Origin of the sequence: Terrabacter sp. RAF57, from assembly GCF_052113925.1 — a bacterium.
Lineage (GTDB): Bacteria > Actinomycetota > Actinomycetes > Actinomycetales > Dermatophilaceae > Terrabacter.
The window spans coordinates 57,752-80,133 of record NZ_JBFRDT010000011.1; the positions used below are offsets into that span (position 1 = coordinate 57,752).

The 22,382-nt window shown below is 72.7% G+C and carries 19 protein-coding genes and 1 pseudogene; 9 read left to right on the forward strand and 11 right to left on the reverse strand.

The features are described 5' to 3' along the window. The first annotated feature begins 89 nt into the window (after window positions 1-89). The gene (locus AB4Y83_RS13585; RefSeq protein ID WP_442273814.1) at window positions 90-971 is read left to right on the forward strand and encodes a Bax inhibitor-1/YccA family protein; all 882 of its coding nucleotides are present in this window, start codon (window positions 90-92) and stop codon (window positions 969-971) included. A gap of 385 nt (window positions 972-1,356) precedes the next feature. On the opposite strand, the pseudogene AB4Y83_RS13590 reads toward AB4Y83_RS13585, so the two are convergent. After that, a pseudogene (locus AB4Y83_RS13590) lies at window positions 1,357-2,499 on the reverse strand (acetyl-CoA C-acetyltransferase); the annotation flags it as partial. Between the two features lie 322 nt (window positions 2,500-2,821). Here AB4Y83_RS13590 and AB4Y83_RS13595 point away from each other — a divergent pair. Then, window positions 2,822-3,583 (forward strand): hypothetical protein, encoded by a 762-nt coding sequence (locus tag AB4Y83_RS13595; protein WP_442297199.1) that lies wholly within the window; start codon window positions 2,822-2,824, stop codon window positions 3,581-3,583. A 61-nt stretch (window positions 3,584-3,644) separates the two neighbouring features. On the opposite strand, the gene AB4Y83_RS13600 is transcribed toward AB4Y83_RS13595, so the two are convergent. Beyond that, entirely contained in the window at window positions 3,645-4,805 is a 1,161-nt protein-coding gene (locus tag AB4Y83_RS13600; protein WP_442273818.1) for an SGNH/GDSL hydrolase family protein, read from the reverse strand. Between the two features lie 156 nt (window positions 4,806-4,961). Between AB4Y83_RS13600 and AB4Y83_RS13605 the strand changes: the two genes are divergently transcribed. Further along, a complete protein-coding gene (locus tag AB4Y83_RS13605) occupies window positions 4,962-6,332 on the forward strand; it encodes a cystathionine beta-synthase (RefSeq protein ID WP_056778051.1) in 1,371 nt (456 codons plus the stop codon). Window positions 6,333-6,435: 103 nt separating this feature from the next. Here AB4Y83_RS13605 and AB4Y83_RS13610 read toward each other — a convergent pair whose 3' ends face one another. Both AB4Y83_RS13610 and AB4Y83_RS13615 read right to left on the reverse strand, forming a co-directional pair. Beyond that, entirely contained in the window at window positions 6,436-7,008 is a 573-nt protein-coding gene (locus AB4Y83_RS13610) for an HhH-GPD-type base excision DNA repair protein (RefSeq protein ID WP_442297200.1), read from the reverse strand. A gap of 72 nt (window positions 7,009-7,080) precedes the next feature. After that, the gene (locus AB4Y83_RS13615) at window positions 7,081-7,734 is read right to left on the reverse strand and encodes an IMPACT family protein (protein ID WP_442297201.1); all 654 of its coding nucleotides are present in this window, start codon (window positions 7,732-7,734) and stop codon (window positions 7,081-7,083) included. Window positions 7,735-7,857: 123 nt separating this feature from the next. Here AB4Y83_RS13615 and AB4Y83_RS13620 point away from each other — a divergent pair, with 123 nt between their 5' ends. The 3 genes from AB4Y83_RS13620 (at window position 7,858) to AB4Y83_RS13630 (ending at window position 9,313) form a co-directional block, all read left to right on the forward strand. After that, window positions 7,858-8,484, forward strand: coding sequence for a WXG100 family type VII secretion target (locus AB4Y83_RS13620; RefSeq protein ID WP_442297202.1), 627 nt, complete (start codon window positions 7,858-7,860; stop codon window positions 8,482-8,484). Between the two features lie 101 nt (window positions 8,485-8,585). After that, window positions 8,586-8,951, forward strand: a complete 366-nt coding sequence (locus tag AB4Y83_RS13625; RefSeq protein WP_056778059.1) for a fluoride efflux transporter FluC — start codon at window positions 8,586-8,588, stop codon at window positions 8,949-8,951. Further along, entirely contained in the window at window positions 8,948-9,313 is a 366-nt protein-coding gene (locus AB4Y83_RS13630; RefSeq protein ID WP_056778062.1) for a fluoride efflux transporter FluC, read from the forward strand. The genes AB4Y83_RS13625 and AB4Y83_RS13630 overlap by 4 nt, the downstream gene beginning before the upstream one ends. Here AB4Y83_RS13630 and AB4Y83_RS13635 read toward each other — a convergent pair. Next, window positions 9,306-10,007, reverse strand: a complete 702-nt coding sequence (locus AB4Y83_RS13635; RefSeq protein WP_442297203.1) for a sirohydrochlorin chelatase — start codon at window positions 10,005-10,007, stop codon at window positions 9,306-9,308. The two genes, AB4Y83_RS13630 and AB4Y83_RS13635, sit on opposite strands and share 8 nt — an antisense overlap. A gap of 167 nt (window positions 10,008-10,174) precedes the next feature. Here AB4Y83_RS13635 and cobA point away from each other — a divergent pair, with 167 nt between their 5' ends. Next, window positions 10,175-11,245, forward strand: coding sequence for a uroporphyrinogen-III C-methyltransferase (gene cobA, locus AB4Y83_RS13640; protein ID WP_442297204.1), 1,071 nt, complete (start codon window positions 10,175-10,177; stop codon window positions 11,243-11,245). Beyond that, window positions 11,242-12,456, forward strand: a complete 1,215-nt coding sequence (locus AB4Y83_RS13645) for a uroporphyrinogen-III synthase (RefSeq protein ID WP_442297205.1) — start codon at window positions 11,242-11,244, stop codon at window positions 12,454-12,456. Before cobA ends, AB4Y83_RS13645 begins: the two co-directional genes overlap by 4 nt. On the opposite strand, the gene AB4Y83_RS13650 is transcribed toward AB4Y83_RS13645, so the two are convergent. Further along, window positions 12,446-12,835, reverse strand: a complete 390-nt coding sequence (locus AB4Y83_RS13650) for a winged helix-turn-helix transcriptional regulator (protein WP_056826742.1) — start codon at window positions 12,833-12,835, stop codon at window positions 12,446-12,448. The genes AB4Y83_RS13645 and AB4Y83_RS13650 overlap by 11 nt on opposite strands. A gap of 96 nt (window positions 12,836-12,931) precedes the next feature. On the opposite strand from AB4Y83_RS13650, the gene AB4Y83_RS13655 reads away from it, so the two are divergent. Next, a complete protein-coding gene (locus AB4Y83_RS13655; RefSeq protein ID WP_442297206.1) occupies window positions 12,932-13,816 on the forward strand; it encodes an SDR family oxidoreductase in 885 nt (294 codons plus the stop codon). Window positions 13,817-13,947: 131 nt separating this feature from the next. On the opposite strand, the gene nirD is transcribed toward AB4Y83_RS13655, so the two are convergent. From nirD to AB4Y83_RS13680, 5 genes are read right to left on the reverse strand one after another with little or no spacing between them, the layout of a single operon-like run. Then, window positions 13,948-14,382, reverse strand: a complete 435-nt coding sequence (gene nirD / locus AB4Y83_RS13660) for a nitrite reductase small subunit NirD (RefSeq protein WP_442297207.1) — start codon at window positions 14,380-14,382, stop codon at window positions 13,948-13,950. Window positions 14,383-14,400: 18 nt separating this feature from the next. Further along, on the reverse strand, window positions 14,401-16,959 hold the full coding sequence (gene nirB, locus AB4Y83_RS13665) for a nitrite reductase large subunit NirB (protein ID WP_442297208.1): 2,559 nt from the start codon (window positions 16,957-16,959) through the stop codon (window positions 14,401-14,403). Further along, on the reverse strand, window positions 16,959-18,533 hold the full coding sequence (locus AB4Y83_RS13670; RefSeq protein ID WP_442273829.1) for an FAD-dependent oxidoreductase: 1,575 nt from the start codon (window positions 18,531-18,533) through the stop codon (window positions 16,959-16,961). The genes nirB and AB4Y83_RS13670 overlap by 1 nt, the downstream gene beginning before the upstream one ends. Then, window positions 18,530-20,677 (reverse strand): molybdopterin oxidoreductase family protein, encoded by a 2,148-nt coding sequence (locus tag AB4Y83_RS13675; protein ID WP_442297209.1) that lies wholly within the window; start codon window positions 20,675-20,677, stop codon window positions 18,530-18,532. The genes AB4Y83_RS13670 and AB4Y83_RS13675 overlap by 4 nt, the downstream gene beginning before the upstream one ends. Then, entirely contained in the window at window positions 20,674-22,164 is a 1,491-nt protein-coding gene (locus AB4Y83_RS13680; RefSeq protein ID WP_442297210.1) for a nitrate/nitrite transporter, read from the reverse strand. Before AB4Y83_RS13680 ends, AB4Y83_RS13675 begins: the two co-directional genes overlap by 4 nt. Window positions 22,165-22,382 lie beyond the last annotated feature (218 nt).

Consider the following 22,382-nt stretch of genomic DNA (forward strand, 5'->3'; position numbering starts at 1 on the left):
TCCGGTGCGGTGCGTTCGCTTACTCTTGGGGACAGTCGCCACGCCCAGTCGCGGGTCGTGGCACCCAGTGCTTTTAGGAGCGCACTCACATGGCAGGTGGAAACCCGGTCTTCGACCGGCTCAACAAGCAGATCGAGAAGGAGCGCTACGCCGGCTTCGGCTCGCCGCAGGGCAGCCCACAGCAGGCGCAGCAGGGCACCCAGGCTGCGACGACCGGTTACGCGGGCCAGGACGCGATGACGGCGCAGCAGCTCAACGAGATGTACGCGCAGCCGCCGGCCGGCCCGGCCGACACCGGTCGCGTCACGGTCGACGACGTCGTCGTCAAGAGCATCACGCTCTTCGTCGTCACGATCGCCGTGGCCTTCGTGTCGTGGTTCTGGACCGAGGCCAACACCGACATGACGCTGCCGTTCTGGCTCGGCGGTATGTTCGGCACGCTGATCCTCGGCTTCGTCATCGCCTTCATGAAGAAGGTCTCGGTGCCGCTGCTCATGGTCTACGCCGTGCTCCAGGGCGCCTTCCTCGGCGCCTTCAGCCAGTACATCGCGGCGATCCCGGACTACGACGGCGTCGTGCAGATGGCCGTCCTCGCCACGCTCTGCGTCTTCGTGGCCATGTACGTCGGCTACGCGACCGGCTTCGTCAAGGTCAACGACAAGACGCGCCGGATGTTCTTCTTCGCGATCGTCGGCTACGGCCTCTTCTCGCTGCTGCAGGTCGTGCTGCTCATGACCGGCGTCATCCACGGCTGGGGCTTCGGCGCCAGCGGCCCGCTCGGCATCGGCCTGTCGATCCTCGGTGTCGGCCTCGCGTCGTACTCCCTCGCCGTCGACTTCGACTCGATCGACCGTGCGGTCCAGATGGGCGCCCCGAAGAAGTACTCGTGGCTGCTCGCCCACGGCCTCATCGTCTCGATCGTCTGGCTCTACATCGAGTTCGTCCGTCTCTTCGCGCGTCTGCGCGACTGACGCGCTCGTGACACCTCAGAGCGTGGGTTCGCCGACCCCGCACGAGGTGTCCGACGAGCTCCGGCGCGTGGTCGAGCGGTGGCACCAGCTACCGCTCGACCACGCGCTTTCGCGTATGCCGTCCGTCCGGGCCCTCGTCCAGACGCTCGCCGACCGGGTGGCCGGGTCCCGTGGCGTCGACGCGCAGCCGGTGCCCGAGCTCGGGCCGGCCGTCGTCATGGACCAGCTGGCCGTCATGGTCCTCGACCTCTTCCGGGCCGAGCCAGACGCCGACCCGTCCGACGTCGCGGACGAGCTTGCCGGCATACGCCGTTGCCTCTAGTCGAGCACCTTCCCCGGCCCCGAACGTCGAGTGGGCCCCGTCCCCCCGGGGGCGGTGCCCCCACTCGCGGAGCGCGTTGATGAGCGTGCCGGTGATGCGGGCTCCGGTGGCGCCGAACGGGTGGCCGATCGCGATGGCACCGCCGTTGACGTTGAGCTTGTCGTAGTCCATGCCGATCTGGTCGGCCGACCCGATGACCTGCGCGGCGAAGGCCTCGTTGATCTCGTAGAGGTCGATGTCGCCGATCGACAGTCCGGCCCGCTTGAGCGCGAGGTTCGTCGCCTCGACCGGACCGAGGCCCATGATCTCGGGGGAGAGGCCCGTCGCGGCCGTCGAGACGACGCGGGCGAGCGGCTCGAGGCCGAGCTCCTTGGCCTTGGTGTCGCTCATGATGACGAGCGCCGCGGCGCCGTCGTTGAGGGGGCAGCAGTTGCCGGCCGTGACCGTGCCTTCCTGCCGGAAGACGGGGTTGAGTCCCTGGACGGCCTCGAGGGTGACGCCGGCGCGGGGGCCGTCGTCCTTGCTCACGACGGTGCCCTCGGGCGTCGTGACCGGCGTGATCTCCCAGTCGAAGAACCCGCGCCCGATGGCGGCTTCGGCGCGGTTCTGGCTCGTGACGCCCCACTCGTCCTGGCGCTCGCGCGAGATGCCGTAGGCCGTCGCGACGTTCTCGGCCGTCTGGCCCATCGCGATGTAGATGTCGGGGAGCAGGCCCTCCTCGCGGGGGTCGGTCCACGTCTCGTTGGTCTCGGCGATGCGCTTGGTGCGGGCCTGGGCGTCGGCGAAGCGGCCGTTCTGCTGGTCCTCCTTGGCGCCACCGGCGCCGGCCCAGTCGGTGTACTGCGAGACGCACTCGACACCGGCAGAGACGAAGATGTCGCCCTCGCCGGCCTTGATCGCGTGGAAGGCCATCCGTGTCGTCTGGGCCGAGGAGGCGCAGAAGCGGTTGATCGTCGCGGCCGGGGTGGCGTCGAGGTCGAGGAGCGTGGCGACGACCTTGGCCATGTTGGAGCCGTGCCGGCCCGAGGGCTCGGCGCAGCCGAGGTAGAGGTCCTCGACGAGGCGCTTGTCGAGGGCGGGCACCTTGTCGAGCGCGGCCTGGATGACGGTCGCGGCAAGGTCGTCGGGACGGACCTCCTTGAGCGAGCCCTTGAAGGCCCGGCCGAACGGCGAGCGGGCGGTCGAGACGATGACGGCTTCGGTCACGGGAGATCTCCTGGTGCAGCATCGACGGCCCGCGCGGCGGTGCGACGGGCGACTAAGCGCTTGCTCAGTCCCCACGATGGTAGGACGTCCTCGCACCGGTTGGACAGGCCACCGGCCATGACGTGCGTCTCGCCCACCCCACGCGTACGCCCGGTCAGCTCCGCCCCGCCAGGGCGCTTCGAGGACGCCTCCCGCCGAGCGGGTACGACTCCGAGGTCCGCCTGGGCGACCGCTAGGGTGGATGAGTTGTCGGCGCCTCCACGCGCCGGCCGGGTCCGGACGCTCACGCCGGACCCTCCGACGATCAGGGGGCACGCCCACCATGAAGACCTTCACGACCCGCGTCGTCGCCGTGTCCGGCGCGATCGCGATCAGCCTCGGCGCCGCCGCGTGTTCGAAGTCCGAGACGCCCGCCACCGGCTCCACCAGCTCGAGTGCGTCGACGCCCGCCGCCTCGGCGAGCTCGTCCACGTCGGCCGCCAGCGACGCGCCCGAGGCGTCGGAGATCCTCGACAAGGCCAAGACGAACGCGCTCGCCGCGACGTCGGGCGCCTTCGTCGGCCAAGTCGACCAGAGTGGCAAGACGATCAAGATCGACTTCAAGGGCACGAGCGACGGCAAGACCGCCGACATCGCCATCGAGCTGGAGGGCGACGGCAAGGCGCGCGTCATCTCCGTCGGCGACGCCGTCTACATCCAGGGCGACGCGACCTTCTGGAAGAAGCAGGGTGCTCCGGCGTCGGTGCAGAACGCCGGCGACAAGTTCATCAAGGCGCCGTCCTCGGCCGGGTCGATGACCCAGAGCCTCAGCCTCAACAGCTTCCTCCAGAAGGCCTTTGGCGCGGTCACGCCCCAGCAGCTGGCCACCGACGTCGCGAGCGAGAACGTCGGCGGCGTGGACTGCTGGGTCCTCACCGACAAGAAGGGCAAGTCGGAGGGCGCGCTCTACGTCTCGAAGGACAAGTTCGAGGTCGTGCGCTTCACCGGCTCCAAGGCCAGCCCCGGTCAGCTCGACTTCTCGCAGTGGAACGCCGACCTCGGCATCAAGGCGCCCGACGCCAGTCAGATCATGAAGATCAGCTGACCTCGTCCACCCTGCGAGGGGGCCGTCCGCATCAGCGGGCGGCCCCTTCGGCATGTCCCGGTCAGTGCAGGACGGGGTCCTCGGCGCGCCCGCCGGCCGGCCGCTCGTCGGTGCCGCCGGAGTGGTCGGCCGAGTCCGTCCGGTCGGTGACGTCCGACGGGGCCGGGTCCAGGTCACCGAGGCCGTATGCCGTCCCGGATGGCCCAGCATCCGGCGCGGTCGGGTCGCCGGGCACGGTGGGGCGGATGCGGTGCAGCAGCACGGCCCAGCGTCCGTGGGCCCCGCGCGCTTGGCCGCCCACCTCGGCCGGAGCCACCTCGGTGCCCGGCTGGGTCACCGCCTTGGTCGCGGCCACGGCCAGCGGCCCGACGCTCTCGCCGCGCCGCAGGTTGGGCTCGGTGGGGGCACTGCCCTCGCCGAAGAGGTCGAGCGCCGCGCTCACCGTCGGGAGCAGGGCGGCGGCGACGCGGGCGTAGCCGGCCGGGCTCGGGTGGAAGCGGTCCTTGCTGAACATGACGTGCGGCTCGGCCGAGAACGCCTCGCTGAGCAGGTCGCCGATCGACACGGCGCGTCCGCCGGCCTCGACGACAGCGACGGTCTGGGCCGCTGCGAGGTCACGCGACCAGCGGCGGGCGAGCAGGCGCAGCGGCTGGGGCACGGGCTGGATGGCGCCGAGGTCGGGGCACGTGCCGACGACGACCTCGGCCCCGGCCTCCCGTAGGCCGCACACGGCCATCTCGAGGTGGCGCACGGCGATCGAGCGGTCAATGCGGTGGGTCACGTCGTTGGCGCCGACCATGATGACGGCGACGTCGGGCTGGGGGACGGCCGCGAGGCCGCGCTCGAGCTGCTCGTCGAGGCCGGTCGACTCGGCGCCGATGACGGCGACGTTGGTCAGCTCGACAGGGCGGCCGCTGAAGGCGGCGATGCCGCTCGCGATCGTCGCCCCGACCGTCTGGTGAGGGTGTTCGGCGCCCATCCCGACCCCGGTCGAGTCGCCGAGCACGAGGAACCGCACCGGCGTCCCCGGGCCGGACCCGTAGGTGCCGCTGTCGGACGGTGCGCCCTCGAAGTGCTGGCCCACGATCCTCCGGGCCATCATCGCCTCGCCGCGCAGGATGCCGTAGCCGAGGGCTCCGAGCGCGCCGAGACCGGCGACCCCCATCCCACCGCCGTAGGCGGCCGCCTGGGCGATCTTGCGCGCGCGTCGTGCACGCCCCATGCCGGACCCCCTTCCTCTGCCGGGTCGAGATGCTCGACCGGGTCCACCACGGTAACGCCCGGGCCGGACGCTCCGTGCCGCTTCGCACGTCCTGCCGGCGCGGTGGCGGGCACCCGCGTGTCTCGGACCGTGGGACGGCCCTCCTAGGATGGACGCGTGAAGTACGCAGAGAACGTCGCCGACCTCGTCGGCAACACGCCCCTGGTCAAGCTCGGCTCCGTCGTCGCGGACGCGGGGGTGAGGTGCACGGTGCTGGCGAAGGTCGAGTACTTCAACCCCGGCGGCTCGGTGAAGGACCGCATCGCCCTGCGCATGGTCGAGGCCGCTGAGCGGGACGGCCTGCTGAAGCCCGGCGGCACCATCGTCGAGCCGACGAGCGGCAACACCGGAGTCGGTCTGGCCCTCGTGGCGCAGCGCCGCGGCTACCACTGCGTGTTCGTCTGCCCCGACAAGGTGAGCCAGGACAAGCGCGACGTGCTCAAGGCCTACGGCGCCGAGGTCGTCGTCTGCCCGACGGCCGTCGAGCCCGAGCACCCCGACTCCTACTACTCCGTCTCCGACCGCCTCGTCCGCGAGATCGACGGCGCGTGGAAGCCGAACCAGTACTACAACCCCGAGGGTCCGAACAGCCACTACCTGACGACCGGACCCGAGATCTGGCGCGACACCGACGGGCGCATCACGCACTTCGTCGCGGGCGCGGGCACGGGCGGCACGATCAGCGGCACCGGCAAGTACCTCAAGGAGGTCAGCGACGGCGCCGTGCGCATCATCGCGGCCGACCCGGAGGGCTCCGTCTACTCCGGCGGCACGGGCCGCCCCTACCTCGTCGAGGGCGTCGGTGAGGACTTCTGGCCGGGCGCCTACGACCCGTCCGTCGTCGACGACGTCATCGCCGTCAGCGACGCCGACTCCTTCGAGATGACCCGCCGACTCGCCCGCGAGGAGGGCCTGCTCGTCGGTGGCTCGTGCGGCATGGCCGTCGTGGCCGCGCTGCGTGCCGCGAAGGACCTGCCCGAGGACGCCGTCATGGTCGTGCTGCTGCCCGACTCCGGCCGCGGCTACATGAGCAAGATCTTCAACGACGAGTGGATGCACTCCTACGGCTTCCTCAACGACCACACCGAGGCGACGGTCGGGTCCGTGCTCCACGGCAAGTCCGGTGACATGCCGGCCCTCGTGCACACCCACCCCAACGAGACGATCCGCGACGCCGTGCAGATCCTGCGCGAGTACGGCGTCTCGCAGATGCCGGTCGTCAAGGCCGAGCCGCCCGTCATGTCCGGCGAGGTCGCGGGTTCCGTCAGCGAGCGGGCCCTGCTCGCAGCGCTCTTCACCGGTCAGGCGCACCTCGCCGACTCCGTCGAGAAGCACATGGAGAAGGGCCTGCCCCTCGTCGGCGCCGGCTCACCCGTCTCGGCGGCCCGCAAGGAGCTCGAGGAGTCCGACGCGATCCTCGTCGTCGAGGACGGCAAGCCGATCGGTGTGCTGACCCGGGCCGACCTGCTCGGCTTCCTCGCCGACTGACCCCGTCAGTTCCCGGTCAGCTCTCGTCCGAGACGCCGTATGCCGCTGGGCTCGCTTCCACGAGAAGCGAGCCCAGCGGCATACGTACGAAGCGTGGTGTGGCTCAGGCGTCCTGCTTGGCCTTCGCCTCGGCCTTCTTGGCCTGCTTGAACTCCCGCACCTTGAGAAGGGAGTCGCCGTCGACGACGTCGGCGACCGAGCGGTAGCCGTCGAGAGCGTAGTCACCGGCGACGGCCTCCCAGCCCTCCGGCCGGACCCCGAGCTGCTTGGCGAGCAGCGCCACGAAGATCTGTGCCTTCTGCTTGCCGAAGCCCGGCAGCTCCTGGACCCGCTTGAACAGCTCCTTTCCCGTCGTCGCCTCGGTCCAGAGCCGGGTCACGTCGCCGTCGTAGCGGTCCTCGACGAGGGCAGCGAGATCCTGCAGCCGGGCCGCCATCGAGCCGGGGAAACGGTGGATCGCCGGAGGGGTGCTCGCCATGGCCTTGAACTCCGCGGGGTCCGCTGCGGCGATCGCGGCGGGGTCGAGCGTGCCGAAGCGGCTCAGCACCTTGTAGCCGCCGCGGAACGCGTGCTCCATGCCGTACTGCTGGTCGAGCATCATCCCCACGACGATGGCGAAAGGGTGCTCGTCGAGGACCTGGTCCGCGGCGGGATCGTTGGCGATGTGGAAGGCCATGCAGGCATGCTCTCACGCGTCCGTCGCCTGCCGGTGGGACCGGCGGGGACCGAGGCGACCGGGAGGGGAGGACTACCGCGTCGGGACCCGGACCCACGACCCGGGTCCGCCGGTGACCTCTCCGGCGCCTGCGGTGAGCGCGCCGACGAGCCCGCGCACGGAGTCCCCGGTGCCGGGCTCGACCGCGACGTCGAGGACGAGCCCGGTCGCGCCCCACGTCGTCGAGGTGACGGCGCAGCCCGGGTGGCCCCGCAAGGCGTTCTCGACGCGGGGCGCGTCGGCGCTGCCCACCGTGACGACGAGCCCGTCGCGCCGCGCGTACGCCACCACGGTCGCAGCGTCGACGGCGGCGGAGACGGCGTCCCCGTACGCGCGGATCAGGCCTCCCGTGCCGAGCAAAGTGCCACCGAACCACCGGGTCACGACGGCGACGACCTCGGTCAGGCCCTGTCCGCACAGCACGTCGAGCATCGGCGCGCCGGCCGTGCCCGACGGCTCGCCGTCGTCGTTGCTGCGCTGCGTGCCACCGTCGGGCCCCAGGACGAACGCCGTGCAGTGGTGCCGCGCGTCCCGCGTGACCGACCGCACCGTCTCGACGAACGCCCGGGCGTCCTCCTCGGACGGCACCGGCGCGACGTCGCACACGAAGCGCGACCGCTTCACCTCGAGCTCGGCGGAGGCCGGGGACGCGAGGGTGAGGTAGCGACGTGGCGGGCTCAGCGGCATACCTTCTCGGGCGGTGGGCGGGACGCTCCGAGTATGCCCTCGAACCGGGGAGGACTCCCCATTGCACGGGGATGCGCCGGCAGGTGAGGATGGGCCCGGTGTGCAGGGGTGAAGGGGAGATCTGTGTTCTCGAAAGGTGCTGACGTCGACGCGCTCCGCGACTCGGCGGGCCGGATGGCGTCGTTCGGCCGTGACGTCGACGTCGTCCGCGCGCGTGGGCAGCGAGCGGTGTCGACGATGCAGCGGGCCTGGCAGGGGCCGGACCTGCAACACCTCGTCGAGCGGTGGCGGCGGGTCGAGCACGACCTCACGCGCATCAGCACGGAGTTCGACCGGCTGTCGCGACGCCTGCACGACAACGCCGACCTCCAGCACCGCTCGAGCGGAAGCTCCGCGGCCGGAGGGTCGCACGACGGCGTCGGCGGTGGCGGTGGTGCTGTGGCGCCCGCGGGCGGTCACACGGGTGGCCACGGGGAAGGTCACGGGCGTGGTCACGGGGGTCGACCCACGCTGCACGCCGCGTCTGCCGCCGGGTGGTCGCAGGTCCTCGTCGGGTGGGGCCCGGACGGCGGTCGACCGCTCGTCACGCCGGGCGTTCCGCAGCCGCTGCACGGGATGGGCTGGGGTCACTGGTTCGGCAGCCCGTCCGTCGGTGCCGGGTCGGGGCCGGTCGACGCGACGTACGGCCCGGTCCTTCCTGCCGACGTGGCAGCGGCGGCAGCGCACGGTCTCGGCCTGCCGATCCGCTGAGGACGCCCGAGCAGTCGGGACGGCTCAGCACGGTCGGGTCGCGGCTCGCCCGGACCGTGGCCTCGCGCGGACAGCCGTGCCCGGGCTGAGAGACTGGCGCCATGCACCCGTTCGCAGTGGCCCTCGGCGGCGCCGTGGGCACGCTGCTCCGGCTGCTCCTGACGATGGGCGGCAGCGGCGCGGCCGGCTGGGACCCGCGGATCAGCGTCATCAACGTCGTCGGCGCCTTCCTGCTCGGGGTGCTCGTCCGGCTTCCCGTGCGGCCCCGACTGCGCTCGATGCTCGCCTCGGGCGGCCTCGGCTCGCTGACGTCCTTCTCGGCGCTCAGCATCGCCTTCGTCGACGGCACCCCCGGGTATGCCGTCGCGCTCGGCCTGCTGACGAGCATCGTCCTCGGGGTGGCCGCGGCGGCCCTGGGCATGTGGCTGGGTGGCCTGCTCACCGAGGGTGACAGGGAGACCGCGTGAGCGCGGTCGCGTGGTGGGGCTGGGCGCTCGCCGTGGGAGCCGGCTCGATCGGCGCCCTCCTGCGGACGTGGCTCGTGCGGACGCTGACGAAGCGTCCGCTACCCTTCGGTGTGCTCGCCGCCAACGTCGTGGCGTCGGTGGTCGGTGGAGCGGTCGTGGCCGACCGGGTCGAGCTGGGGCCGACGTGGTCGCTCGTCCTCATCGGTGGCTTCTGCGGCGGCCTGTCGACCCTGTCGACGCTCGCGGCCGACACGGTGGAGCTGTGGCTCGAGAACCGTCGCCGTGACGCCGTCGGCAACATCGCCGTCAACGTGGCACTCGGGTTGTTCGCGGCCTGGGGCGCCTGGGCGCTCGTCAGCTGAGGTAGCGCTCGACGACGACGTCGACGAGGGCCTCGGGCGCGGGTTCGTGGGGCAGCAGGAGCGGTGGGGTGACGACGTCCGCGCCGGACCTGCCGGCGAGGTCGGCGAAGAAACCGGGCGCGAGAAGGTAGGTGGCGACGACCACGCGACGCCCCGGAACGCGTTGTGCCGCAACGGCCTCGGCGAGCTTCGGCTCGGCGGCCGACAGGTAGCCGGCTACGACGGGTCGCCCCAGGCGCCGGGCGAGCGCGGCGGCGACGCGCTCGCAGTCGGCGACCGCCGAGGCCTGCGACGACCCGGCGGCACCGAGCACGACGTCGTCGTCGTCCCGCAGCCCGGCCGCCACGAGCCGGTCGCGCAGCAGGTCGGCGAGGCGGTCGTCGGGGCCGAGGGCCGGTGCGACCGTGGTGCCGGGCACTCGCTCGGCGGCCTCGGCGAGGTCGACGTAGACGTGGTAGCCGGCCGACAGGAGCAGCGGCACCAGCCGGGCGGGCGCGTCGTCGTGCAGGGACGACAGCACGGCGGCAGGGTCCGGGGGCTGCACGTCGACGAACGCCGCACGGACGGTGAGGTCCGGGCGCCGCGCGGCGACCGCCGCGACGAGGCTGCCGATGGCCGACCGGCCGGCGGCCGACGACGTGCCGTGCGCCACCGCCACGAGCACGGGCGCAGGTGCGGGCACGGGGCTGGTCATGGGCTCACTCTGTCAGGTCGGTGTCACGTCGGGTCGGAGCGTGGGCTTCGGGGGGACGCGTGACGGGACCCGGTCGGGCGACCGCACGGGACGCATACGCCCGGGTGAGTCCGCCGTTACCGGGGCATCGCGGGATGGAAACGCGGACGAAACACACGCTTCCTACCGTGGGAGCCGACGTGGACCACGAGCTGCGACGGGAGGCCGCCGTGCTGATCGAGACCGACCTGACGGGACTGCCCGTGCTCGTCGTGGGGCCTCCGGGCCTCACCGCCCCCGTCGTGCGTCGTCACGAACGGGCCGGTGCCGTGGTCACGGTCGCCGCCTCGCCGGGGGACGTGACGGACGAGGTGTGCGCACGTGCGCGGCTCGCGGTGCTCGTCGGGCCCGGAGCCGGCTGGGGCTCGGTCCGTGACGCGCTCGCGGGACGGTGCCCCGTCGTGACCGAGCCGGTCCCGGATGCGCCCCGGGGCCGGGTCGTCCTCGTGGGGGCGGGTCCCGGGGGTCTCGAGCTGCTGACGCTCGCCGGGATCCGCGCCCTCGCGGAGGCCGACGTCGTGCTCGCCGACCGGCTCGCCGAGGTCGGTGACGTCGCCCGCCTCGCCCCGGGGGCGGAGGTCGTCGACGTGGGCAAGCGGCCGGGGCACCACGCAGTGCCCCAAAACGAGATCGAGCGGATCATGGTCGCGCGCGCCCTCGCCGGCCTCACGGTCGTGCGGCTCAAGGGTGGCGACCCCTATGTCTTCGGCCGGGGCGGCGAGGAGGTCGCGGCGGCCGTCGAGGCGGGGCTGCCCGTGACGGTCGTCCCCGGGGTCTCGTCCGCCGTCGGCGTGCCGGGGAGTGCCGGCATACCGGTGACCCACCGCGGTGTCAGCCACGCCTTCACCGTCGTGTCCGGCCACGTGCCGCTCGAGCCCGAGCAGGCGAGCGCGCTCGCGGGACTCGGGGGAACCGTCGTCTTCCTCATGGGGATGCACAACCTCGTCCCGCTGACGACGGCGCTGGCCCGGGCCGGACTCGCCGCAGACACCCCGGCTGCCGTCGTCGAGCGCGGTTTCACCCCCGACCAGCGCAGCATCGTCGGGACCCTAGCCACGCTGCCCGACCTCGTCGTCCGGGCCGGGGCGTCGTCGCCGTCGGTCATCGTCGTCGGCGAGGTCGTGCGCCAGGCCGAGGTCTGGGCGCGTCGCGTGGGGTCCCGGGGCGCCGACGGCCTCGCGATGGACGTCGTCGCGTGAGCGAGCCGGGCGTCTCGTCCACGCGAGAAGCCGGGGCAGCGCGGCGCAGCCACCCGCCCACGGCGTGGTCGGCCGAGCTGACGGGACCCGATCCCGACGCCGTGCGCGTGGACCCCACCGGTCCGGTGCTCGACGGCTTCCGGATCGCCGTGACGTCCGACCGGCGGTCGGGAGACCTCATCGACGCCTTCGTGCGCCGCGGCGCCGAGGTGCTGCACGCGCCGGCCGTGCGGATCGCCCCCGTCGAGGAGGACGAGATCCTCATCGGTGACACGCGCGCCGTCATCGACTGCCGCCCCGACGTCGTCATCGTCACGACGGCCTACGGCTTCCGGCGCTGGATCGAGGCGGCCGATGCGGCCGGCCTCGGTGAGGACCTGGCGCGAACCCTCGACCACGCCCGCGTCATCGTCCGCGGACCCAAGGCGCGCGGCGCCGTGCGGGCGGCGGGCCACGTCGACGACGGCATCGCCGACGACGAGCGGACCGCGTCGACCGTCGGGCTAGCCCTCGAGGGCGGCGTCGTCGGGAGGCGGGTGGCCGTGCAGCTGCACGGCCACGAGGACGTCGAGCAGCTCGAACGGCTCCGGTCGGCCGGGGCGACGGTGCTGACCGTGGCGCCCTACCGCTGGGTGCGGCCGACCGACGAGAGCCGGCTGGGACGTCTCGTCGCGGCCGTTGCGGCCCGTGAGGTCGACGTCGTCACCTTCACGTCGGCGCCGGCCGTCGACGGACTCGTCTCTGCCGCAGCGCAGCTCGGCATGGACGGCGTGCTCGTCGATGCCCTGCGGTGCGGCGTCACGGCCGCTGCGGTCGGACCGGTGACGGCGGCGCCGCTGCTCGACCTCGGGGTGACACCGATCGTGCCCGACCGCTTCCGGATGGGCGCGCTCATCCGCACCGTCGTCGAGCACCTGACGCTCCACGGCGTCGCCGAGGTCCAGACCGCGCTGGGTCCGCTCGTCGTGCACGGGCGGGTCGTGACCTTCGGCGGCGAGACGGTGACCCTGGCCCGCGGGCCGCGGGCGATGCTCGCCGCCCTGATGTCCGAGCCGGGCGTGGTGCTGAGCCGCGAGCGGCTCCTCGACGAGCTGCCCGAGGCCGAGAACGAGCACGCGCTCGACATGGCCGTGAGCCGGCTCCGGTCAGCGCTGCCCGACCGTCACCTCGTGCAGACCGTGGTGCGACGGGGCTACCGGCTCAACGTGTAGCGGCGGCCGCCTCGGCGTCGCCGACGATCGCGGGCGCGTGGTCGGCGATCCAGTCCATGAGCGGCACCATCCGCTCGGCGAGCTCGCCGCCACGTGCGGTGAGGGTGTACTCGACGTGCGGCGGGACGACCGGCCGGGCGTCCCGGTGGACGAGCCCGTCGGCCTCGAGCATGCGCAGGGTCTGGGCGAGCATCTTCTCGCTGACGCCTTCGGCGCGACGGCGCAGCTCGCTCCACCGCAGCGGATCGCCCTCGGCGAGGGCGAGGATGACGAGTGTGCCCCACTTGCTCGTCACGTGGTCCAGTACCACGCGGCTGGGGCAGTCGGAGGCGAAGACGCCGTCGGGGAAGTGCCGACGCAGGGTGGGACTAACCGTCATGTCAGTACCTTACTTCAAAGTGGGTACTAACTTCTGGGAAGCATGCTGTTGTGGCGGTCGTTCTGGAGGGTGTCAGCCCCACCCGAAAGGAACGTCATGACCCATCTCGTCACCGGTGCCAGCGGTCACCTCGGCCGTCTCGTCGTCGAGTCCCTCCTCGAGCGCGGCACGCCCGCCGCCGACGTCCTCGCCATCGCCCGCAACCCCGAGTCCGTCGCCGACCTGGCTGACCGCGGTGTCGTGGTGCGCCGCGCCGACTACACCGACCAGGCGTCGCTCGACGCTGCGTTCGAAGGTGTCGACCGGCTCCTCCTCGTCTCCGGAAGCGAGGTCGGCCAGCGCATCGCCCAGCACGCCAACGTCATCGATGCGGCGAAGCGGGGCGGGGTGGGCTTCCTCGCCTACACGAGCATCACGCGCGCCGACACGTCCGACCTCGTGTTGGCCGCCGAGCACCGTGTCACGGAGGAGCTGCTCGCAGCGTCCGGCCTGCCGCACGCCCTGCTGCGCAACTCCTGGTACCTCGAGAACTACACCGGCCAGCTGCCGACCGTCCTCGAGCACGGCGCCGTCCTCGGTGCCGCCGGCGACGGGCGCGTCAGCGCCGCGACCCGGGCCGACTATGCCGACGCCGCCGCCGTCGTGCTCGCGGGTGAGGACGGACGCGGTCACGAGGGCGCCGTCTACGAGCTCGGTGGCGACGACGCGTTCACCCTCGGCGAGCTCGCCGAGACCGTGGGTCGCGTCGCCGGACGCGAGGTCGCCTACCGCGACCTGTCCGTCCCCGACTACACCGCGGCTCTCGTCGCGGCCGGCCTCCCCGAGGGGTATGCCGGCGTGCTGGCCGACAGCGACCGCGGGATCGCCGCGGGGGCCCTGTTCACCGACAGTGGCGACCTGTCGCGTCTCATCGGCCGCCCGACGACCAGCCTCGAAGGCGCCCTGAGCGCCGGCTTCGTCGCCACCACCCCCACAGCCTGACCCCGCTCGCCCCGTTCCACCCGTCGAAAGGCCACACACCGGGCTCCGGTTTGTGGCCTTTCGACGATGGGGACCGGCAGATTCTGGCCTTTCGACGGCGGGGGACCCGCAGATCGTGGCCTTTCGACGGTTCAGGGCAGCGGGAGGCCGACTCGCACGATGCCGTGCTGGACGCGGACGGCATACGTCGGCAGGGCCACCTCGGGATCGTCGAGGGCGGCGCCGGTGCGCAGCGAGAAGACGTGCTTGAGCAGCGGTGAGGCCACGGTCGGCTCGCCGCCGCGGTCGCCGGTCAGGCCCCGCGAGAGGACCGCTGCCCGCGCGTACGGGTCGAGGTTGTCGACGGCGTAGATCATCCCGTTGGGCAGCATGAAGAGGGCCGCCTGGGCGCCGCCGGGGAGGAGCACGGCGACACCACGGCCGGGCACGAGCGCCGTGACCGGGCAGGCGGACACCCACTGTCTCGCTCCGGGGGACGGCAGGATGCCCGGCCGCACGACGTTGCGACCGGCCGCGGCCGCGACCTCGGGCGGCAGCGCCTGCGGCGGGGTGACGAGTGTGGTCATGACGGGTTCCCTTCGGTATCAGGCGTTCTCACGGACGACGGGAAGCCCGAGCAGCACCGGCACCTTGCGTGGGCCGGACTCGTCGAAGGCGACGGTGGGGTCGGCCTCCTCGGGCGCGTTGACGAACGACACGAAGCGCGAGAGCTTCTCGGGGTCGTCGAGGACGGCCTTCCACTCGTCCTGGTAGCCCGCGACGTGACGGCCCATGGCCGCCTCGAGGTCGTCGGCGATCCCGAGCGAGTCGTCGCACACGACGGCCCTGAGGTGCTCCAGACCGCCCTCGAGCGCGTCGAGCCACGGAGCCGTGCGCTGGAGGCGGTCCGCCGTGCGGACGTAGAACATGAGGAAGCGGTCGATGTAGCGCACGAGCGTCTCGTCGCCGAGGTCGCTCGCGAGCAGCCGCGCGTGGGCCGGCGTCTGGCCGCCGTTGCCGCAGACGTAGAGGTTCCAGCCCTTGTCGGTGGCGATGACGCCGACGTCCTTGCCGCGGGCCTCGGCGCACTCGCGCGCACAGCCCGAGACGCCGAACTTGATCTTGTGCGGCGAGCGGAGACCGCGGTAGCGGTGCTCGAGGTCGACGGCCATCCCGACCGAGTCCTGCACGCCGTAACGGCACCACGAGGAGCCGACACACGACTTCACGGTGCGCAGCGACTTGCCGTAGGCCTGCCCTGACTCCATGCCGACGTCGACGAGGCGCTGCCAGATGGCGGGCAGCTGCTCGACGCGGGCGCCGAAGAGGTCGATGCGCTGGCCGCCGGTCACCTTGACGTAGAGCCCGAAGTCCTGGGCCACCTGGCCGATCGTGATGAGCTGCTCGGCCGTGACCTCACCCCCGGGCATCCGCGGGACGACGGAGTAGGTGCCGTTCTTCTGGATGTTGGCGAGGAAGTGGTCGTTGCTGTCCTGGAGCGCCGCCTGCTCGCCGTCGAGCACGTGGTCGCTGCTCGTCGAAGCGAGGATCGAGGCGACGGTGGGCTTGCAGATCTCGCAGCCGGTGCCCGTGCCGTAGCGCGCCAGGAGCCCCGAGAAGGTGCGGATGCCCGTCGAGGCCACGATCTCGAACAGCTCGGCCCGGCTCTGCTCGAAGTGCTCGCACAGGCCCTTGGAGAGCTCGACGCCCGAGTCGACGAGGAGCTTCTTGACGATGGGCAGGCAACCACCACAGGTGGTTCCGGCGTTCGTGCAGCCCTTGATGGCTGCGAGGTCACAGGCGCCCTCGGCGATCGCACCGCAGATCGACCCCTTGGTGACGTTGTTGCACGAGCAGATGACGGAGTCGTCGGGGAGGGCGTCCGTGCCGAGCTCGGCGCCAGCGGGCGAGACGAGTGCACCCGGGTCGCCCGGGACCTCGCGGCCGACGTACGCCTTGAGCGTCGTGTACGCCGAGGCGTCGCCGACGAGGATCCCGCCGAGCAGCGTCCGCGCGTCGTCGCTGACGACGACCTTGGCGTAGGTGCCTTTCGTCGCGTCGGTGTGGACGATCTCGAGGGACCCCGGGGTCGTGGCCATCGCGTCGCCGAAGGATGCGACGTCCACGCCGAGCAGCTTGAGCTTGGTCGACAGGTCGGCGCCGGGGAACGTCGCCTCGCCCCCGAGCAGCCGGTCGGCGACGACCTCGGCCATCGTGTAGCCGGGGGCGACGAGGCCGTAGCACCGACCCTCGACGGCGGCGACCTCGCCCACGGCCCAGACGTTCTCGTCGCTCGTGCGGCAGGCGACGTCGGTGAGGACGCCGCCCCGCTCCCCGACGTCGAGGCCGGCGGCGCGCGCCACGGCGTCCGACGGGCGCACGCCCGCCGAGAAGACGACGAGGTCGGTGAGCAGCGCCGTGCCGTCGGAGAGCTCGACGGCGAGGCGCCCGTCGTCCTGCGCGGCGATCGAGCTCGTGCCGGCGCCGGTGTGGACCTGAACGCCGAGGTGGCTGATGAGCCCCTCGAGCACCGCGCCGCCACCGTCGTCGACCTGGAGCGGCATGAGGCGGGGAGCGAACTCGACGACGTGCGGCGTGAGGCCGAGCAGGCGCAGGGCGTTGGCCGCCTCGAGGCCGAGCAGGCCACCGCCGACGACGAGGCCGTTCGCCTCGCGCCCCTCCGCCGCGGCCCGCTCGATCGCGGACTCGGCGGCGACGCGGATGCCGTCGAGGTCGTCGAGCGTGCGGTAGACGAAGCAGCCCGTCGAGTCATGGCCCGGGACCGGGGGCACGAAGGGGTGGGAGCCGGTCGAGAGGACGAGCTCGTCGTAGGCGATGACGTCCCCGGTGCTCGTCGTGACGGTGCGAGCCTCGCGGTCCACCCGCTCGGCCCGGGTGCCGAGCCGCAGGTCGACGAGGTCGTCGCCGGCATACGTGTTGCCCGCGAGGGCGAGCGACGTGCGGTCCCAGGCTCCGACGTAGGAGGAGAGGCCGACGCGGTCGTATGCCGCCTCGGCCTCCTGCGAGAGGACGGTGACCTTCCACGTGCTCTCCGTGTCGCGGGACCGCAGGGCCTCGACGAAGCGGTGGCCGACCATGCCGTGGCCGACGACGACGACGGTGCGGGTGGTGGTGCCCGTCGGGTTCTCGGTGGGGGTGGACATCAGGCGGCTCCTTCGGTCAGGGCGGCGGCTGCCGGCACCGGTTCGGGGGTCGAGGAGATGGGGGAGGCGGTGGGGGTGGGGGCGGGCTCCGACGAGCGCAGCCACGAGCAGAGGCCGTCGACGGCGCCCTTGCACGAGCCGCAGCCGGTCGTCGCGCGGGTCGCCTCGGCGACCGCGCCGACGGTCTCGGCGCCGGCCCGGAAGGCGCCGACGATCGCGGACTTCGTCACGGTGTTGCACCGGCAGATGACGGCCGCGCCGGGCATCTCGGCGAGGTTGACGGCCTCGGTCGCTCCCGACCGGGTGATCGCGCGACCGAGCATGAGCGAGAGACGGTCCCGCGGGACGACCGAGCCGGTGTCGTAGAGCTGGGTCAGGGCGCCCGCCGCGTCACCGACGCCGAGCAGGATGGCGCCGACGAGACGGTCCTGGCGCAGCACGAGCTTGGCGTAGCGGCCCCGGCTCGGGTCGGTGAAGGCGAGCACCTCGTGACCGGGGTCGTGGACGTCGACGTCGACCGTGCCCATGCTCGCGAGGTCGATGTCGGGAGCCTTGAGCCGGGTCAGGACGCTCGTGCCCTCGTACGTGGCGTCGGGGTCGGCGCCGGTGAGGACGTCGGCGAGGACGCGGGCCTGGTCCCAGCCGGGCTGGACGAGGCCGGGCACCTCACCGCGGTGCTGGGCGCACTCGCCGATGGCGTGGAGGTGCGGGAACGAGGTGGCCAGGCGGTCGTCGACGACGATCCCGCGGTCGACGTCGAGACCGGTCGCGACGGCGAGGTCGGTGCGGGGCCGGACGCCCGTCGCGACGACGACGAGGTCGGCGGCGAGGATCGTGCCGTCGTCGAGGACGACGTGGGCGGACACCCCGTCGACCGGTGCGTGTCGCTCGACGACGAGGCGTCCGAGGACGAGGCGGGCGCCGATCCCGCGGACGACGCGGGACAGGACGGCGCCGCCGTCGGCATCGAGCTGGCGGTCCATCGGGAAGTCCTGCGGGTGCACGACGGTGACGTCGACGCCGCGGGCGAGCAGGCCACGGGCCGCCTCGAGCCCGAGCAGACCGCCGCCGAGGACGACTGCGGTGGAGGCGGATTCGGCTGCCTCGACGATGCGGCCACAGTCGTCGACCGTGCGGAAGGCGACGACCCCGTCGGCCAGCGGGGTCGCGGGACCGGGCGAGCCGGCATACAACCCCTCGGTCGGGGGGACGAAGCTCGTGCTGCCGGTCGCGAGGACCAGCTCGTCCCACGTGACGACGCGCTCGGTGCCGTCGGTGTCGAGCGTCGCCGTGCGTGCGTCGGCGTCGACGGCTGCGACCCGGGATCCGGCGAGGACGTCGATGTGGCGCGCGGCCCACCAGCCGTCGGGCTTGAGGCGCGTGTCGCGCGGGCTGATGCCGCCGGCGACGACGGTCGACAGGAGCACCCGGTTGTAGGCCGCGTGCGGCTCCTCGCCGACGACCGTGACGGCGAAGCGCTCGGCGTCGGGGTCACGGTGGCGGATCTCCTCGGCGAGCCGGGCGCCGGCCATGCCGTTGCCGACGACGAGGACGTGCCTGCGGTGGCGGGTCATGCGATGGCCTCCAGGCGGACGGCGCACGCCTTGAACTCGGGCATGCGGCTGGTCGGGTCGAGGGCGGCGTGGGTCAGCGAGTTGGCTCGCGCGTCGCCGGCCCAGTGGAAGGGCAGGAAGACGACGTCGGCGCGCATGTCGTCGTCGACGCGGACGACGGCGCGGGTGCGGCCGCGACGGCTCACGACGTCGGCGAGGTCGCCGTCACCGAGCCCGGCCGCGTCGGCCGTGTCGGGGTGCACCTGGACGAACATGTCGCCGGCCGCCGCCGACAGCTCGGTGACGAGCCTCGTCTGGGCGCCGGACTGGTAGTGCTGCAGCACCCGACCCGTTGTCGCGACCAGGGGGTATGCCGCGTCGTCGGCCTCCGCGGGCCCCACGTGGTCGACGGCGACGAAGCGGGCGCGGCCGTCGGGTGTCGCGAAGCCGTCGAGGAAGAGCCGCGGCGTGCCCTGCGGTCGCTCGGTGCTGCACGGCCAGTGCAGGCTCTCGCCGGCATCGAGCCGCTCCCACGTCACCGCGGAGTAGTCGGCCGGTCCGCCGGCCGAGGCCCGGCGCAGCTCGTCGAACACGACCCGAGGGTCGGTGGGGAAGGCTGTGCTGCAACCGATCCGGAGTGCCAGCTCGCTCCAGAGCTCGAGCTCGCTGCGGCACCCCACGGGGGCGTCCAGCGCCTTGCGGCGGCGCAGGACCCGGCCCTCGAGGTTGGTGAGGGTGCCCTCCTCCTCGGCCCACTGGAGCACGGGGAGCACGACGTCGGCGACGGCGGCCGTCTCGGAGAGGACGAAGTCGGAGACGACGAGCAGGTCGAGGGCGGCGAGGCGCTCGGCCACGACCCGTGCGTCGGGGGCCGAGACGACGGGGTTGCTGCCGTGGACCATGAGGACGCGCGCACCGCCGTCGGTGCCGAGTGCCGACAGCAGCTCGAAAGCGCTGCGGCCCGGACCCGGCAGGTCCGCGGGGTCGATGCCCCAGACCGCGGCGACGTGGGCCCGGGCGGCCGGGTCGTCGATCTTGCGGTAGCCGGGGAGCTGGTCGGCCTTCTGGCCGTGCTCACGTCCGCCCTGGCCGTTGCCCTGGCCGGTGATCGTGCCGAAGCCGGTGCCGGGGTTGCCGGGCAGCCCGAGCGCGAGGGCGAGGGCGATGAACGCCGTCACCGTGTCGGTGCCGCTCGCGTGCTGCTCGCTGCCGCGGGCCGACAGGACGTAGGCGCCGCGCTCGGTGTCGCGGGCGCGGGCCAGCGCGGCGACGGCCGCCCGCATCGTCGTGACGGCGACACCCGTGACCCGCTCGACGCGCTCGGGCAGCCATTGCGCGGCGATCGGCCAGAGGTCGTCGAAGCCCGAGGTCCGCTCGGCGACGAACCCGCGGTCGGCGTACCCCTCGGTGACGGCGAGGTGGAGCATCCCGAGGGCCAGGGCGGCGTCGGTACCGGGGCGCAGCTGCAGGTGCAGACCGCCGCCGTCGACGGCCTTGGCCGCGGTCGGCGTCAGACGCGGGTCGGCGACCATGAGGCCTCCGGCGTCGGCGGCGCGGACGAGGTGCGTCAGGAAGGGCGGCATCGTCTCGGCGGGGTTGGCGCCGAGGAGCAGCACGGCGTGTGCCGAGCCGATGTCGGTGACGGGGAAGGGGAGGCCCCGATCGAGACCGAAGCAGCGGATGCCGGCGGCGGCGGCCGAGCTCATGCACCAGCGGCCGTTGTAGTCGATCTGGCTCGTGCGGAGCGCCACTCGCGCGAACTTGCCCAGCTGGTAGGCCTTCTCGTTGGTCAGACCCCCACCGCCGAAGACTGCCACGGCGTCCCGCCCGTATACCGCCTGCGTCCGCACGATGGCATCGGCGACGACGTCGAGGGCCTCGTCCCACGACGCGGGGGTCAGGTCGCCGTCGCGGCGGACCAGCGGGGTCGTGAGGCGTCCGGGCGTGCGCAGCAGCTCCGCGCTCGTCCATCCCTTCTGGCACAGGCCACCCCGGTTCGTCGGGAAGCGACGAGGGCTGACCGTGAGGTCGGCCGCCGACGACCCGGTGAGCGTCATCGCGCACTGGAGCCCGCAGTAGGCGCAGTGCGTCGCGACGCCCGCCTGCTCGGAGGGGACGTCCCCACCGAGCGAGCGGGACGGCATTCTCCATGAGGTGGCGGTCATCGGCGGTAGCGCACCTTCGTCAGGGTGGCGGCGCCGACGTAGAAGAGCGTGAAGACGACGAACGCGGCCGTGGCCGAGTGGCCGGCGCCCTGGTAGGACGCGCGCAGCCCGAGGTTGATGAGGACGCCGCCGAGGGCACCGATGGCGCCGGCGATGCCGATGAGGGCGCCGGCCATCGAGCGCGACCAGGCCGTGCGCTCGACCGCGGGACCGGGGATCGAGGCGGACTTCGCCTCGAAGAGGGCCGGGATCATCTTGTAGACGGAGCCGTTGCCGATGCCCGAGAGGACGAAGAGGAGGACGAAGCCGCCGATGAGGCCGGTGAGCTGGAGCCCGGTCGCCGCGCCCGAGGTCACGTCGTCGGAGCGAGCGGCGAGGGTGACGAGGACGCCCGCGACGGTGAGGCCGACGAACGTCCACAGGGTCACGGCGGCCCCGCCTCGGCGGTCGGCGAGCTTGCCACCCCAGACACGGCTGACCGAGCCGAGGAGCGGTCCGATGAAGGCGATCTGGGCGGCGTGCAGGCTCGCGGCCGCGGTCTGGGCCGGGGTCGGGGCGGCGCTGCCGGTCATGCCGGCGAGGAACGTCTGGTTGAGCACCTGGCCGAACGCGAAGCCGAAGCCGATGAACGAGCCGAAGGTGCCGATGTAGAGCAGCGAGATGACCCAGGCGTCGGCGTGCCGCAGCACCTCGAGCATCGCCTTCGGGTTGGCCGTCTGGTGGTCGAGGTTGTCCATGCGGACCGCGGCGCCGATGCTGGCCACGGCGAGGAGCACGAGGTAGACGGCGCAGACGACCTCGGGCCGGCGGTTGCCGAGCGTCGCGATGACGAGGAGCCCGACGAGCTGGATGACCGGAACGCCGATGTTGCCGCCACCGGCGTTGAGCCCGAGGGCCCAGCCCTTCATCCGCTGCGGGTAGAAGGCGTTGATGTTCGTCATCGACGAGGCGAAGTTGCCGCCGCCGAGGCCCGCGAGACCGGCCACGAGCAGGAAGGTCGACAGCGAGTGGCCGGGGTTGACCATGAGCCACCACGTCAGGGTGGTCGGCACGAGGAGGGCGATGCCGCTGACGATGGCCCAGTTGCGACCGCCGAAGAAGGCCGTCGCCATCGTGTAGGGCACCCGGAGCACGGCGCCGACGAGTGTCGGGACGGCGACGAGGAAGAACTTGTCGGCCGGCGTGAAGCCGTAGACCGCCTGCGGCATGAAGAGGACCATGACCGACCAGATCGACCAGATCGAGAAGCCGATGTGCTCGGTGGCCACCGACCAGATCAGGTTGCGGCGCGCCACGTCCTTGTTGCCGCCCTCCCACGCCGCCGTGTCCTCGGGGTCCCAGTCGCGGATGACCCGCGTCCTGGGGGCGGTGAGCTCACGGAAGCGACCGCGACGGTCGAGCGCAGGAGCGAGAGTGGGTGACGTGGTGCTGGTCTCGGCGGCACTGCCGGTGGTGCTGTCGGTGCTGCTTCCGGTGGTGGTGCTCACGGGGTTCCTCCTGGGCTGCTCGAGCCGAGCGGGACGGTGACGGGGTGAGGCGGTTCTGGGCCGCTGCGAGAGCGTGACGCTCACGCTAGGAAGCCGGTGTTGCCGGTCGCCGGGTCCGCTGTGACACCGTGGTTACAGCTGTCTCACGGACTCCGGGAGGGTCGGTGAGGTCACGCACGGAGCTCTCCCGCGGGGCCCTCACGGACGACCGGGAGCAG

Coding starts and splice junctions, on each gene's coding strand:
- AB4Y83_RS13585 (WP_442273814.1), top strand. CDS start 90: ATGGCAGGTGGAAACCCGGTCTTCGACCGGCTCAACAAGCAGATCGAG.
- AB4Y83_RS13595 (WP_442297199.1), top strand. CDS start 2,822: ATGAAGACCTTCACGACCCGCGTCGTCGCCGTGTCCGGCGCGATCGCG.
- AB4Y83_RS13600 (WP_442273818.1), bottom strand. CDS start 4,805: ATGGGGCGTGCACGACGCGCGCGCAAGATCGCCCAGGCGGCCGCCTAC.
- AB4Y83_RS13610 (WP_442297200.1), bottom strand. CDS start 7,008: ATGGCCTTCCACATCGCCAACGATCCCGCCGCGGACCAGGTCCTCGAC.
- AB4Y83_RS13615 (WP_442297201.1), bottom strand. CDS start 7,734: ATGCCGCTGAGCCCGCCACGTCGCTACCTCACCCTCGCGTCCCCGGCC.
- AB4Y83_RS13625 (WP_056778059.1), top strand. CDS start 8,586: ATGCACCCGTTCGCAGTGGCCCTCGGCGGCGCCGTGGGCACGCTGCTC.
- AB4Y83_RS13635 (WP_442297203.1), bottom strand. CDS start 10,007: ATGACCAGCCCCGTGCCCGCACCTGCGCCCGTGCTCGTGGCGGTGGCG.
- AB4Y83_RS13650 (WP_056826742.1), bottom strand. CDS start 12,835: ATGACGGTTAGTCCCACCCTGCGTCGGCACTTCCCCGACGGCGTCTTC.
- AB4Y83_RS13655 (WP_442297206.1), top strand. CDS start 12,932: ATGACCCATCTCGTCACCGGTGCCAGCGGTCACCTCGGCCGTCTCGTC.
- nirD (WP_442297207.1), bottom strand. CDS start 14,382: ATGACCACACTCGTCACCCCGCCGCAGGCGCTGCCGCCCGAGGTCGCG.
- nirB (WP_442297208.1), bottom strand. CDS start 16,959: ATGTCCACCCCCACCGAGAACCCGACGGGCACCACCACCCGCACCGTC.
- AB4Y83_RS13670 (WP_442273829.1), bottom strand. CDS start 18,533: ATGACCCGCCACCGCAGGCACGTCCTCGTCGTCGGCAACGGCATGGCC.
- AB4Y83_RS13675 (WP_442297209.1), bottom strand. CDS start 20,677: ATGACCGCCACCTCATGGAGAATGCCGTCCCGCTCGCTCGGTGGGGAC.